At 52.7% G+C, this 14768-nt stretch carries 12 protein-coding genes; all 12 read right to left on the reverse strand.

What is annotated here, in order from left to right:
* Nucleotides 1-17: 17 nt before the first annotated feature.
* Entirely contained in the window at nucleotides 18-1172 is a 1155-nt protein-coding gene (locus C7H09_RS05200) for a TAXI family TRAP transporter solute-binding subunit (protein WP_106761550.1), read from the reverse strand.
* A gap of 188 nt (nucleotides 1173-1360) precedes the next feature.
* Nucleotides 1361-2563 carry an acetyl-CoA C-acetyltransferase gene (locus C7H09_RS05205; RefSeq protein ID WP_106761551.1) on the reverse strand — a complete coding sequence of 401 codons (1203 nt, stop codon included), beginning with the start codon at nucleotides 2561-2563 and terminating at the stop codon, nucleotides 1361-1363.
* A gap of 43 nt (nucleotides 2564-2606) precedes the next feature.
* Nucleotides 2607-3566, reverse strand: a complete 960-nt coding sequence (locus C7H09_RS05210) for an NAD(P)H-dependent flavin oxidoreductase (RefSeq protein WP_106761552.1) — start codon at nucleotides 3564-3566, stop codon at nucleotides 2607-2609.
* A gap of 36 nt (nucleotides 3567-3602) precedes the next feature.
* Nucleotides 3603-5009: a hypothetical protein gene (locus C7H09_RS05215; RefSeq protein ID WP_133166204.1), complete on the reverse strand. Its 1407-nt coding sequence runs from the start codon at nucleotides 5007-5009 to the stop codon at nucleotides 3603-3605.
* 17 nt (nucleotides 5010-5026) lie between these two features.
* Nucleotides 5027-6169, reverse strand: a complete 1143-nt coding sequence (locus C7H09_RS05220; protein ID WP_106761554.1) for an acyl-CoA dehydrogenase family protein — start codon at nucleotides 6167-6169, stop codon at nucleotides 5027-5029.
* Between the two features lie 38 nt (nucleotides 6170-6207).
* Complete coding sequence (locus C7H09_RS05225; RefSeq protein ID WP_106761555.1) at nucleotides 6208-7389, reverse strand: acyl-CoA dehydrogenase family protein; 1182 nt, start codon at nucleotides 7387-7389, stop codon at nucleotides 6208-6210.
* Between the two features lie 67 nt (nucleotides 7390-7456).
* Nucleotides 7457-8140, reverse strand: a complete 684-nt coding sequence (locus tag C7H09_RS05230) for a nitroreductase (RefSeq protein ID WP_106761556.1) — start codon at nucleotides 8138-8140, stop codon at nucleotides 7457-7459.
* 251 nt (nucleotides 8141-8391) lie between these two features.
* A complete protein-coding gene (locus C7H09_RS05235; protein ID WP_106761557.1) occupies nucleotides 8392-9861 on the reverse strand; it encodes a tripartite tricarboxylate transporter permease in 1470 nt (489 codons plus the stop codon).
* 78 nt (nucleotides 9862-9939) lie between these two features.
* Nucleotides 9940-10470, reverse strand: a complete 531-nt coding sequence (locus C7H09_RS05240) for a tripartite tricarboxylate transporter TctB family protein (RefSeq protein ID WP_106761558.1) — start codon at nucleotides 10468-10470, stop codon at nucleotides 9940-9942.
* An 80-nt stretch (nucleotides 10471-10550) separates the two neighbouring features.
* Nucleotides 10551-11585 (reverse strand): Bug family tripartite tricarboxylate transporter substrate binding protein, encoded by a 1035-nt coding sequence (locus tag C7H09_RS05245; protein WP_240616504.1) that lies wholly within the window; start codon nucleotides 11583-11585, stop codon nucleotides 10551-10553.
* 189 nt (nucleotides 11586-11774) lie between these two features.
* Nucleotides 11775-12554 carry an IclR family transcriptional regulator domain-containing protein gene (locus C7H09_RS05250; RefSeq protein ID WP_206074273.1) on the reverse strand — a complete coding sequence of 260 codons (780 nt, stop codon included), beginning with the start codon at nucleotides 12552-12554 and terminating at the stop codon, nucleotides 11775-11777.
* A 33-nt stretch (nucleotides 12555-12587) separates the two neighbouring features.
* On the reverse strand, nucleotides 12588-14693 hold the full coding sequence (locus C7H09_RS05255) for a 3-hydroxyacyl-CoA dehydrogenase NAD-binding domain-containing protein (RefSeq protein WP_420844174.1): 2106 nt from the start codon (nucleotides 14691-14693) through the stop codon (nucleotides 12588-12590).
* Nucleotides 14694-14768: the final 75 nt, after the last annotated feature.

Here is a 14768-nt window from a genome sequence, read left to right on the forward strand (position 1 = left end):
TGAAATCCAGAGTAGAATCAGAGCGCACCAAGCGCCTGCTGACGATGCTTTTCCCAGATCTGGGCAAACTCTTCATCGCTCTTGCCCTCACCTTCGGCAACGGCTTTCGGCCAGGCTTCCAGCAACGCGTTCAGGCGGGCAGTCCGAGCGTCATTCCAAGCCTGATGCTCGTCAGTCCAGATACCTTTTTCTTTCAGGTAACGGATGGCGCCTTCGTGGAACGGCACGTCAATGGCGGGCACCCCGGCGAGATTGATATCCCAGCGAGGCATGGCTGCAGTAGCATCCTTGTACATCGGATAGGTTTCATCAACCGCCTTAAGCATATTGTATGCGGTATCTGCATCCATATCGGATTTAACCGCCAACACGGGATAGCGATATGCCATGATATCGACAGGATTTTCTTCACTGATACCTGCACCAATAGTCTCTTTGAACGGTGCGAAGAACGGAGCTACCTCATTAACCTTGGCCCAGGACTCGGTATCTTCAGGGTCCATATTCAGCCAGCGAATACCTCGAGGTGACTCAGCCAATTCGTACACATGACTCGGCGTTGTCGTTGTACAGGAGGCATCAGCCTCGCCCCGGGCAAGCGAGCCCATCGCACTCGCATACGTGGGGAACATCACGGCTTCAAGGTCATCCTCAGTCAAACCGGCAAACGCCAAGAACGCATTACACTTTACATTGATTGAGGGATTCCCAGCGACATAAGCGAAACGTTTTCCCTTTAGATCTTCCAGTGTCTCAATACCAGCGTCCTTTGCCGTAAAAATACCAATAGAAGAAGGACGACCTGCAAGCGCTCTCAAATCTTGGGGTCCCCACTGGCGAGTTGAAAAGTCGTAAACCCCTTCTGCAGCAAAGAAGGTCTCGGTGGCCAGGAAACCCACAGCCGCCCGACCACTCAGCAGAGGCTGAAGGCGCCCGATAGCAGATCCGGATGGCTGAATACGAATACGGGTGCCATATTGCTTACCGAACGCATCAGCAATGGCTGATGCTTCCGCATAGCCTGCGGAACCCACATCGTAGGACGACCAGGTCATCGTGCTGGGAAGATCAGGCTCTGCCGCCTGAACCGCCACACTCGCACCAAACATCAGTGCAGTTGAAGTGACGGCGGCAACAAGCGGACGTTTGACTTGCTTAGAGAGAAAGGACATGGCACATCTCCTAATTGTTTTTGTGATGAAGCAACCATTTTGTACAGTTACTTATTGACCGGACCGAGGCCGGATCTTCCAACAATTATCCGGCCTCACATCAGCGGGTCAACAACTAATCCATTCATCAACAAATCGTTTTTCTATGCGAGACATGCCAAGATTATATACCCAATGCCTTCAATCGATTATGCTCTTTCGAAAATAGCGGCAACTCCCTGCCCACCACCCACACACATAGTCTCCAGCCCATACCGACTGTTTCGGCGCTTCATTTCATGTAGCAAGCTAGTCATGATCCGCATACCCGTCGCCCCAATTGGATGACCAAGCGATATGCCTGAGCCGTTTACATTGAGCTTATCCGAATCGTTCCAGTCCCACTCTTTCAGTACGGCCAACACCTGACACGCGAACGCTTCATTTACCTCTACGAGATCCATGTCGGCGAGACTCAGGCCAGTTTTCCGCATCAGTTTTTCAACCGCTGGCACCGGGCCAATACCCATAGTTGCAGGGTCACAACCCATGGCACTCCAGCCCGTCAGAAATGCCATCGGCTCGAGACCAAGTTCCTCCAACTTATCCTCGGCAACAACCAGGCAAGCAGCCGCTGCATCACTCTGCTGGCTAGCATTACCAGCGGTTACCGTTCCGCCTTTAATCAGGGGGCGAAGTGCGGACAGGGAGTCCATTGTAGTATCTGGACGAATACCCTCATCCTTGCGAAATACCAGAGGATCTCCTTTTCGCTGTGGAACGGAGACAGGCACAACCTCCTCATCAAAAAGGCCATCCTCCCAAGCCTTTGCCGCTCGCTTGTGACTCTGAACAGCAAACTCGTCGGCCTGCTCGCGGGTGATATTGTATTTTGTTGCCAGGTTCTCTGCTGTTTCTATCATGCCGGAGATATATCCGAAGCGCTCTTCAGGCTGTGACCGCTCACGGCCGCGATCAAGCCGGTCATGCATTGTGAAAGATCCCGCACGCTTACCCCAGCGGACATCGGTGGAGTAATATTCGATGTTACTCATGCTTTCAACACCACCGGCAAGCACCACGTCACAAGCTCCGGATTCCACCATCATGGCGGCGTTGATCAACGCTTGCAGGCCGCCACCGCAACGACGGTCTACCTGCATTCCCGGAACATGCAGGGGCAGTCCTGCGTGCAGGGCCGCCCAACGGCCCACACAGGGGACCTCACTGTTGGCATAGGACTGTGCCACAATGGCATCCTCAACTAACGCAGGATCGATGCCAGAGCGGTTCATAGTCTCTTTCACCACAGCTGCAATCAGGTCTTCGACAGACACCGGCCGCAGACTTTTACCGAAAGCTCCAACACCGGTGCGTACCGGAGCAACAATGGCTGCACGTCTTTTTTGCATAACTCACCTCATAGAATTCACTGTTAGAAACTGTTTTTCTGGATTAATGAACGATACCTTGCTTCGCAGTGTCGTACTCATCATGCAGCTGGAGCACGGCATCTGCGATCGACATCAGCTTTGAGATACCGCCGACACCCTGGCCAGCGCCCCAGATATCACGCCATGCCTTCGCCTTGCTAGTACCAGAGCCAAAGCTCATCTTACTCTTGTCCGATGCCGGCAAGTCGTCGGGGTCGAGCCCCGCGTTCTCAATACTGCCGCGAAGATAATTTCCGTGAACGCCGGTAAACAAGTTGGTGTACACAATATCCGAGGCCGATGACTCAACGATCATAGCCTTGTAGGCCTGGTCGGCGTTGGCTTCTTCGGTAGCGATGAAACGAGTTCCCATGTAAGCAAGATCAGCACCCATCACTTGTGCAGCAAGGACATGGTTGCCCTTTGTGATTGCCCCCCCAAGAACAACCGGGCCATCAAAGATCTCACGAATTTCCGAAAGCAACGCAAATGGATTCAGTGTCCCGGCATGCCCTCCCGCACCGGCGGTTACCAGAATCAATCCATCCACGCCCATACTGATTGCTTTCTTTGCATGACGGATATTGGTTACATCATGAAACACCAGCCCGCCATAACTGTGAGCTTTTTTGATTATCTCGGCATTGGCCTGGAGACTGGTAATGATAATTGGCACCTCATGCTTTACACACACATCCATGTCGGCCTGCAGACGCTCGTTGGTGGGATGACAAATCTGGTTAACAGCAAAAGGCGCAACTTTCAGATCCGGGTTCTCAGTCTGATATTTGGCCAGCGTTTGCTTGATTTCAGAAAGCCATTCATCGAGCTTTTCTGCTGGCCTGGCGTTCAACGCAGGAAATGACCCTATAATCCCGGCCTTGCATTGCTCTATAACAACCTTCGGGTTGGAAATGATGAACATTGGGGAGCAAAGTACCGGCAGGTTAAGCTTGTCTTTTAGTGAAGCTGGAATGGTCATATCTTTTCCTTTGTTGTTTCTTGTAGGTTTTGTGCCTCAAAGCACGATGTAAAGAACCATGTACATAATTGCGAGCACACTCACATTGAACCAGCCATTCCAGACCACCCCGAGCCGGAGCGCCGAAACACCGGAAAAGCCGGCTATAAATCTTAGCGACGCGGTAAAAGGTGACGCTCCTGCAAATACTGCCCATGTAATGGCAACCACTGAAGCCTGAACCATTGGTGCAATATCGAGACCTGGAACTTGCTGCAGAGTACCCAGCAAAAGCGTTACTGTAATAATCGCGTTTATGCCCAAAAACGAGCATATGAGCATGATTAACGAAAGGCTCACCATGATCGTTGCGTTGCTGACATTGGCATGAACCAGAAAGTTACGAGCAACCTCCGGGTCTACCAAAGGAATGAGAATCACGCCAAGAAACCCGGAGCTGGCAAACAAAACAACTTCATTCCGTTGCACAGTAAAAGTTTTAGGGAAGCTGCGCTTCATTCTTCGAAAAACCAATCGCAGCCGGAGCCAATGATCTGCACGGCGATACTGATACCAGATCCATATGACTCCAATGACCGGCGCGCACATGAGCAACATCGGGAAAATATCAAGACCGGTAATACGTGATAAGAAATAGGCCAGGGTTGGAATCAGCCCGACGAGAACTACAAAAGGTATTAGCACCGACAGGTTCCTATCGGCAACTTGGATTGTTCGTGGGCGTGGATACGCCAGCCAATCCAAAAGTGCCCCCCAAAGTATGAACAATACCGTCCACACCAGACCTACCGGTGCATACTGCTCCCAGGTTAACTGCGGCAAACTTGAAAGCACAAGTAGCATGGTGACAGATGTCGGCGCCCACAAAGGGACACCACAAAACCCACGAAGCGTTGCTGTCAGCATCCTTTTCTTGCGAATACTCGCCAGCCGCTGAGCGTCCCCTCCTCCCGTTATACGAACAGCACGCTGAACCATGGTGCCCAGCACATTTAATGCGCCGATGTTAAGCATGATGCTAAAAAGATGGGATCCAAAAGACATCAGCATATATCGCCGAGCTGGTGGCTGATTCACCAAGGCCTTTCCACACTCCCGGACCAAAGTCGAGGACTTGGCAGATTCTCGCAATACCGCCAGCGAAGTCAAAAAGAAGGTAAAAAAAGCTGCCCTGTCAACGCCATTCGCAATCGTCTGAGCATCGATTTTATCCGATAACCAAAGCCCTGTAGCGAGCCCTGGCGTGACAACGGAGAATATTCTGTAGGTCATAGTAATGCCCTGCCATTGCAGGGCAATAAACACCAGTAACGCAGTTGCTGCCGGTATGGTTAACCACTCCTCACCACCAAACTGCCGGGCAATCGCACAAGCAGTCGCAATCAACAGGCAAACAGTGGCAGGGAGCCGAGCAAAATCCTCCCAATTATCCTGCCGTTTCAACACTGCCGCACCAATAATCACTGCGGCAGTGACAATCGGGCAAGCTGCTGCTGGTGATAGTCCGCATCACCAAACACTGAATGCAGAACCATCAGTCGCTTCACGTAATGGCCAACATCAAGTTCATCGGTAATGCCCATCCCGCCGTGCAGCTGGATAGACTCGTTACCTACCCGTTTGCCACGAAGCCCCGTAATAACCTTCAGTGCATGCAGGTTTTTTTTATGTTCCAGAAGATCATCTTCACCCGCGGAGCACAGCACCCGGTACAATAAGGAACGGGTTTCTTCACAAGCGGTGAACATATCAACCATTCGGTGCTGAAGCACCTGAAAGGAACCAATGGCAACGCCAAACTGTTTTCGAGTTTTGCTGTACTCAATGGTCGTGTTTGTAAGGTGAGTCATCAGCCCCAGTGCTTCAGCACAAATAGCCGGAATCGCTTGATTCACGACTTCTTCAAGAACCACTGCGCCCTGATTTTCCAGACCGATCAACCGGTCAGTACTGACCCGGACATCACGAAAGGTAACATTAGCAACCTTCTGGCCGTCCATTAACTGGATCGAATTCAACTCAATACCCGGCGCCTTCGCATCCACCAAGAGCAGACTTACGCCATTCTTATCTGTAGCGGAGCCAGAAGTGCGAACAGATACCACAAACATATTCGCGGCCTGAGCGTTCATTACCAAAGCTTTCTCACCCGAGATTACAAACTCATCCCCATCCCGGTGCGCGTTAGTCTGTACGTCAAACAGCTCATGACGGGACTGACGCTCCATATAGGCCAAGGCGCCCTGAAGCTCTCCTGCAATGAGTCGCTCAAGCAACTCAGCTTTAAGCGCCGGATTCGCCCCTGCTTCCAAACAGCGACCAAACAGTAGAATCGAGGGCAGATACGGAGTGGCAACCAGGCCTTTGCCCAGCTGCTCCATCAGCACAAAGAGATCTGTTGCATCACCTCCAAAACCACCGTTTTCTTCCGCGAACGGAACCGATAGCCATCCGAGATCGGCAAACTGTCGCCACAACTCCGGGTCAAAACCGACGTCGTTTTGAACATCACGTTGCCTGCGTTCAAAAGAATAATCCTGGCCCACAAATCGCGCCGCACTGTCCTGCAGCATCTGTTGCTCTTCAGTAAGATTGAAATTCACAGCGGATTCCTTATTCTGTAGTTGGCTCTGCGTTTCGCTTAAAGCCCGAGTACACGCTTGGCGATAATGTTCTTTTGAATTTCGTTAGAGCCACCAAAAATCGTGGACGCCCGGCCGTACATGAAATCCTTTCGCGCGCTGTCTCCGAAATCATGACCAACTGATGATCCGGGCTCACCAACATCAAGAACGACCCCGCCATAAATTCCCGCAAGCTCTATAGTCAATTCGTGCAGCGCTTGCTGAATCTCCGTGCCCTTGATTTTCAACAAGGACGACTCTGCTCCGGGGCTTTCATTACGGGCCATCGCAGCAAGAACCCTGAGCTCCATATACTCCAAGGCCATCAACTCAACTTCGATATTGGTAAACCTGTGCCGGAACGACGCATCCTCAATTATCGGTTGACCACCCTGGAGCTCTCGAGAAGCAATCTGGCGGAGTGTGTTGAGGCGCTTTTTGGAATCCGCCACTCGGGCAATCACCGTTCGCTCATGTGCAAGCAGCGATTTCGCATAAGTCCAACCCTGCCCCTCCTCACCAATCCGGTTCGCTTTCGGCACATGCACATTCTCAAAGTGCACTTCGTTCAGGGAGTGAACACCGTTAATACTCTGGATCGGAGAAACTGTAATGCCGGGAGTGTTCATATCAATTAGCAGGAAACTGATTCCCTGCTGAGGCTTACCGGAGGCATCTGTGCGCACCAGGCAAAAAATCCAGTCCGCGTATTGAGCGTAAGTGGTCCAGATTTTCGAGCCATTAACAATGTAGTCATCGCCCTCCGACACAGCTCGGGTAGTGAGCGACGCCAGATCAGAGCCTGCACCGGGTTCCGAGTATCCCTGACACCACCAGTCATCACTATTGAGAATACCGGGCAGAAAGCGGGCTTTTTGGTCGTCATTTCCGTAGGTGTAGATAACGGGCCCCACCATTTTCAAGCCAAAGGGAACTACATCCGGAGCGTTTGCTTTCACCCGCTCGGTTTCATAAATATATGACTGGGTAACTGTCCACCCAGCCCCACCGTATTGCGTAGGCCAAAACGGGGCGACCCAGCCTTTTTCATGAAGTTTCTTTTGCCACTGCACAGCACCCTGCTTATAGGTGCGGGGATTATTAATTAGCTGCTGGGCCTTCTCCGGCTCAGCATTGTGGAAAAAGGCTCGAACCTCTTCTCGAAACTTCAAATCATCAGACGATAAACTCGCATCCACGGTACTGGCTCCATTACAAAGGGGAGATAACTGCACTGGGAGTGCTCCCACGCGCCTTAATAAAAGGTCAACTACTGAAAACCACAGAGTTCTCTAGAGGTTCCCGGTCAGTTCTGGTTCGATTTGCGGGTACGCCCGGATCCTCATAACCAAAACTGATCCCAAGAAGAATTCCGATCTCATCATCAATTCCGAACTCTTCTCTGACCAGGTCTGGATATGCGCGCATACTACCCATAGCGCAGGAACTCACACCATACGCTTCCATAACCAGCATAAGTGTCTGAGCGTAGATACCCACATCCAGCGCAATTGCCGGCCCGAAACTTTTATCCATACCTAAAAACACTATGTGCGGGGCGTCGAAGAACTCGAAGTTACGCTGTACTGCATGGGCGCGTCCTTCTTTATCATCACGGGCTATGCCCATCTCGTTATAGAGCGCTACAGCGCAATCCACCTGTCGCTTGCGGTACTTGCCTTCAAAACGTGAGACATAGCTGAAATCGGGATTACCGGGAGCCTGAGCGTTCACACGCTCAAGAAACTTTTGGCGCAGACGGTCCTTGCTCTGTCCTGATGCGACATATGCATGCCAAGGCTGCGTATTGCAGTTAGAGGGCGCACTCTGCGCAAGTTTAAAAATAGATTCGAGGGTTGCTTGCGGAACCGGTTGAGGCCGGAACCCCCGTACAGAATGCCGTCCCCTGACTGCATCGATCAAAGACAAGCCTGATTCCTGCCTATCCATACCAACTCCTGCTGATTGTAGTTATTAGATCACGTTAGCAAGATACCAATCCTTTGAGAAAAGCATATTTTTTATCAAACCTATGCCTGATCCGCATACCGAACCAACAGCATTAGTTCACCGGAGAACATCAGCTTCCAAACGAAAAAAACCGCCTAGACTTCAATTTGAAGCCTGGCGGCAAAGGAGGGGTCAACACTTCAATTCCGAGCTACAGCCGATCCTTCAACCACAACGCAGAGGCACGCCTATCAATTACGGGTCACCCAATACCGACGAACCGCAAAGGCCAGCGAGGCAACGGTTAACAAAACGAAGACCCAGGTGATTGGCCCACGGAAAAACACCGATGGGTCGCCCTTGCTGATCAGGATGGTCCGGCGCAGGTTATCTTCGAACATGGGCCCAAGTATAAAACCGATCAAAAACGGTGCGGCAGCAATACCAGTGCGATTGAACACAAAACCAAGAATACCAAATGCCAGCATCAAGCCGATATCAAAAGTACTGTTATTGACTGCATAGGCCCCGTAGATACAGAACATCAGAACAATCGGCAGCAGAATGGTTTTGGGGATATCAGCAATCAGAGAAAAATATTTGATAGCAGCATTACCCACAACCAGCAGAACTACAGAACTCACCAGAATCCCGCAGAACAGGGCATAGACCAGAGTCAGGTTTTCCTGGAACAGTACGGGCCCCGGAGTCAGACCGTGAATCATAAAGGCGCCGAGAATAATGGCCGTGATCACATCACCGGGAATACCCAGCGACAGCAGTGGAATCAGAGTGGCACCCGCAACACCATTGTTACCGGCCTCCGCTGCCGCAACCCCCTCAACCTCGCCTTTGCCGAAGTTATCCTTTCTCGGGGATGTCCGCTTGGCTTCGCTGTAAGAGATAAACGCGGCAGACGTGGCTCCCGTTCCCGGTATTGCCCCGATAATCACGCCAATGACACTGCCCCGGATAATGGTCTTCAGGGAGGCCTTGAACTCTTGCCAGGTCAGCGACGCACCGGTAACCGCCGTACGGATGTGTGGCGCAACCTTGGACGTGTAAAAATCAATAACTTCCGGTATTGCAAACAGCCCAATGAGCAGGGGGATAAAGGACACCCGATCCATCAGGTTGTAATTGTCGAAGGTCAGGCGCTGGGTACCATAGACCGCATCCAGACCAATCGTAGAGACGATAATCCCCAGGAACGCCGCAATCAGCCCTTTCACAACAGAGCTGCCAGAAACAGAGACAATAATGGTCAGCGAGAAGCAGATCAGCCAGAAATACTCTGGCGGCCCGAAATTCAGGGCGATTTTTGCCAGGTAAGCGGCAAAGAAAATCAGCGCCACATTGGAGATCACATCCGCGACCACGGAAGAGTACAGCGCCGTTTTCAGCGCCTTTTTTGCCTTGCCTTGCTGCGCCATGGGGTAGCCATCCAGCAAGGTGCAGGCGGAGGCCGGAGAGCCAGGCGTGCGAATCAGTATGGCGGTAATCGAGCCGCCGTACATGCCGCCTTTATAAATACCGACCAGCAAAAGTATTGCTGTTACCGGCTCCAGTGAGAAGGTAAATGGCAGGGCAAGCGCAACCGCCATAGTAGCGGTCAGCCCCGGGATGGCACCCACCACAACGCCAATAAGAACCCCGACGGCTATCGCTATAAAATTATCAACGCTCAGGAAGAGCGACATAACTTCAGAAAAATTTTCCATTTCTGGCACCCAAAGCTTTTGAACTAACGCCTGCCCTACACATCAGGGCCGCGCATACTTAGTAAGTGTTTGCTGGCGTCAGAACCAGGCTTCCCACAGCTCCCCGGCAGGCAGGGGCACATTCAGCAGGTAAATAAACAACAAGGTTACAAGCACCGGGAAAGCAGCGGCGAGCAGGTAAATCAACGGATTACGCAAGCCACTGGCCAAAAACAGCAACACACAGGCAAGTACACCACTGCCGATGGCACCCAACTGCTCAAAGAAAAATGCGTAAACCACACCTGCCGCTACCATCAACCCCTGGCGGATAACGGATACGCCCCGGCGAAGCTCATCTCCGGGCTCGCGCTCCGGAGGAACACGAAGGCCACTGACCATCAGCACCAGCGACAGCACCAGCACCGACCACCCCGCCACCTGGGGCAAGAACTTCGGCGACAGCAGCGGATGCTGCATGAACGGAGGAGACGAAATGTAGTTCGGGATTATGTAATAAAGAAAAACCAGGGCCAGGATAAAGAATGCCGCACCCACAATCGTATTCGGATTGAGTCGACCGTAATGAGTTGCCGGCGCATCGGCAATCTGGTTCTCGGAGATAGCCATGATAAATATCTCGACAGTATTCGTTAACAAAGAAAAGGCGGGCCGGCCTGTCAAACCGGTCCCGCCCAGTGCAAGATTGATCAGCGTTTCAGGTTTGCCTGCTCAGCAACCTCTGCCCACTTTTCAAGCTCGTCAGCAACGAAGGCACGAAACTCGTCACCAACCTCTTTACCTGCTACCGCACCAAACTGCGGCAAAAAGCTTTTAAAGTTTTTGCTTTCAACAATTTTCTCGAGCGCAGCCCCAAGCTTGGCCTGCGCCTCCTCGGGAAACGACTTGTGTGCGATCAGGCCAAACCAGGCCGAAGTGACGTAATCGCCAAGACCAAACTCTGCACCAACTTCTTGCAGCGCAGGAACTTCTGGCAGGAATTCTGACCGCTCAGCCGTGGTTACCGCCAGAGCCTTCAGCTTTCCGGATTGGATATGAGGGTAAACCGTCGGCATGTTTTCGAAGGCCACGTCGACATCCCCCGCCAGCAGCGCCGGCAACGCTTCACCCGAACCGCGGAAAGGAACGTGAATCAGGTTGGTTTGGGTCAGGTTCTTGAACAGCTCACCAGACATATGGATCGAGCTGCCAATGCCAGGCGAGCTGAACGACAACTGCCCTTCACGTGCGGCAGCAACGAACTCTTCAACAGAGTTATAAGGACTGCTTGCCGGCACAACCATCACGTTCGGAATGTCGATGACATTGCGAATGAATACGAAATCCTCTACCGGGTCATAGCGCAGATTGGGATAAATTGAGGCGCCGATTGTGTGCCCCGGGGAGGCCATCACCAACATATGATCGGAACCACGGCCGCCACGCGCCAGCTGCGCTGTTGCGACAGTAGAGCCCGCACCGGGACGGTTCTCTACAACAACGGTAGTGAGTTCTTTCTGAAGAAGGTCTGCCACCTTACGGGAGAGCAGATCTGTAGTGCCGCCAGCGGAATACGGTACTACCAAGCGAATATTATCACTTGGCCACTCTTCACCATGCGCAACTCCAGTCATCGCGAGAGTGACAGATGCAACGGCTGCAACAACCGCGGATTTAAACAGTTTAGTTGATGTACTAATCATCTTGTCATTGTCCTGCTTATCTTTGGTTCGATTATCGAACATATGTTCGTATTTTCGAGTGCCAATCTCACATAATACGCTTGCTCGCGCAAGTACTTTTACGAACAAATTCTGATCAATTGGGGAGCAATACGACTAATAGACGGGCCGATGCAAGCAGGCGCAAACGATGGAGGGGAAAGAAAACGCCGTAGCCGGTACTAATTGTACCGGCTACGCGCATGAACAGGTTCAGGGCAACACAGATGCTATGTTACGGGCAGCCGTTCTCATTATCGGCACATACTCATCAACGATTCGCTCCAGCGTGACAGAACTGACATGGCTACTGGAGTTGAGCGCAAACCGCACCTGCTCCCTCCGGTCTACAACAGGGACTGCAACAGCACGCATACCCAGCTCCAACTCCTGGTCTACAATCGCGTACCCTTGCTCTCGAACCCTTTCAAGCTCCACTCTCAGCTCGTCCGGCCCCTTGGTGTTCGGCGTATGTTTCTCGAAACGCGACTTTTCGAACACCGCCTCCAGTTCTGGCTGCTGAAGATAAGCCATCAGAACACGCCCACCGGATGTCGCATAGGCCGGCAGCCTTGCGCCAATCTGCAGATTGATCGGAATCAGGCCCCTGCGGGGAATACGAGCCACATAGACGATATCAACCCCATCCAGAACGAGTGCGGAGCAGGATTCACCCAGTTCGTAAGCCACCTTTTCCAGATGGGGAGTGATGGTTTCTGAAAAATCGAGTGACGCCAGGTAGGCATACCCAAGCTCCAGTACCTTTGCAGTGAGCCTGAATTTTTTGTCTTCCAGAGATACATAGCCCAGTTTCTGTAACGTCAGCAAAAACCGCCGGGCTGCCGCTCTGGACAGCCCGTTTTTCTCTGCAACGGCAGACAACGTCATAGAAGGATTATCAGTATCAAAGGATCGGATAACCTCCAGCCCGCGGGCAAAAGTCGTCAGAAACTCCTTGTCAGCTCCTGACATATCCTTGTTTTGATCAGTCATTAGATCGGTCCATAAAGCTGAGGTAAAACAGCATCATCTCTTATCAGCACTCCAGCTATCAAGCGTTTTCCCCTCAAGAGCCAGTTGCTCCAGCAACGGTGCAGGCTGCCAGTAATCTGCCCCCGTTTTGTCACGGAGCGCACAGATACAGTCGTACACTTCCCTGAGCCCCATCTGACTTGCAGTGAACATGGGGCCACCGCGGAATACCGGGAAGCCGTAACCATTCACATAAACCACATCGATGTCACTGGGCCTTTGCGCAATGCCTTCGCCGAGAATGTGGAAACCCTCGTTAATCAGCGCCATCAAGTGCCGGTCAAGAATTTCCTGATCGCTCATCGTCCGGCGCTGAACGCCATGGGCCTTGGCCTGCGCTTCAATCACTTCCAGAACCTCTGGGTCCGAAGACCTGGCCCGAGTTTCTGGGTCGTAGCGGTAATATCCCGCTCCAGATTTCTGCCCCAAACGTCCCATCTCCACAAGCGCATCAGCAATGCAATAGCTGCGGGGGTCGCCTTTTTGCTCAGGCGTCAGGGCCTGACGGGCCTTATAGCCGATATCCAGGCCGGCAAGATCACCAACCGCGAGTGGCCCCATGGCCATACCAAAACGAGTGAGGACACCGTCAATCTGCTCAGGTGACGCCCCCTCAATCATCGACAGCTGGGCTTCCCGCGCATATGGGCGCAGCATCCGATTGCCGATAAAGCCGTAACACACCCGAGCCAGAACCGGCACCTTAGCAATTTTCTTGCCCAGCGCCATAGAGGTCGCGATCACATCCTCAGATGTGGCGTCGGCACGAACTACTTCCAGCAGGCGCATCACATTCGCCGGGCTGAAAAAGTGCAGCCCGACCACGTCTTGCGGGCGCGAAGTGCAGGCAGCGATTTCATTCACATCAAGGTAGGAGGTATTTGAGGCAAGAATAGCCCCGGGCTTACACACCCGGTCAAGCTCACCAAAAACCTGCCGTTTCACATCCATGCTTTCAAACACGGCTTCGATAACCAGATCGACATCGGCCAGGCTGTCATAGCTTGTGCTGCCGGTGATCAAGGCCTGACGTTTGTCCGCAGCCTCCTGCGACATTTTGCCCTTGCTGACGGTGATGCTGTAGTTCTTGGCGATCAGCGCGAGGCCACGGTCAAGTGCCTCCTGGTTAAGCTCCAGCAGCGTGACCGGGATTCCGGCATTGGCAAAGGTCATTGCGATACCGCCACCCATGGTGCCGGCACCAATAATACCAACACGGTTGATGGGTTTCACTGCAGCGTTTCCGCTAAGGCCCTCAACAACTGCGGCCTTGCGCTCGGCAAAGAACATATGCCGCATCGCAGCTGCCTGGTCAGAGCCGACACACTCAAAAAAACTCGCCCTTTCGAATTGCAGGCCGTCCTCAAAGGGTTTCGAGACCGCCGCTTCCACACAATCCACGATCTTCTGGGGAGCAACCTGCCCGCGCCGGCGCTTGGCCATGTTCTTGCGCCATACTTCGAAGACATCTGCACTGCCTTGGGCTGCAGGCACCTCAAGATCTCTGATCCGGCGCAGTGGCGCGCCCTCGTCCAGAAGGGATCGGGCGTAAGCCAAAGCCAATTCCTGCAGGGGCTCCTCGACCACACGGTCAACCATGCCCAGCTCCAGAGCTTTCGGCGCCGCTACTCGTTTGCCTGAGGTAATGACATCCAGGGCTGTTTCCACGCCTACCAGTCTTGGCAAACGCTGCGTTCCACCAGCACCAGGCAAGATACCCAAATTAACTTCCGGCAGGCCCACAGCCGCGGTTTTTAGCGCACAGCGATAGTGACAGCTGAGCGCCAGCTCAAAACCGCCGCCCAGAGCGGTTCCGTGTAATGCGGCAATCACTGGCTTTGCGGAAGATTCAACAGCTTCGTTCATTTCCGGAAAGGAGGGGGCCATCGGTGGCTTGCCAAATTCCTTGATATCCGCCCCTGCCGCAAAGGTTCGGCCCTCGCAAATCAAGACGATCGCCTTTGAGTTATCTGTCTGAGCTTCCGCAATTGCTTCCACCAAGCCCTGACGCACCTTTTGTGACAGTGCGTTTACCGGTGGGTTATTGATGGTAATAACGCCCAAGTCACCAACCAGCTCATAAGTAACCAACATACCGATTTTCCCCTTCTAAAAAAAAGAGTCGAACCCGCCCTCTGCGAGGCAGGGTTCGACTCTGTATAACAGAAACAGCGC

It is taken from the genome of Marinobacter fuscus (genome assembly GCF_003007675.1).
Classification (GTDB): Bacteria; Pseudomonadota; Gammaproteobacteria; order Pseudomonadales; family Oleiphilaceae; genus Marinobacter; species Marinobacter fuscus.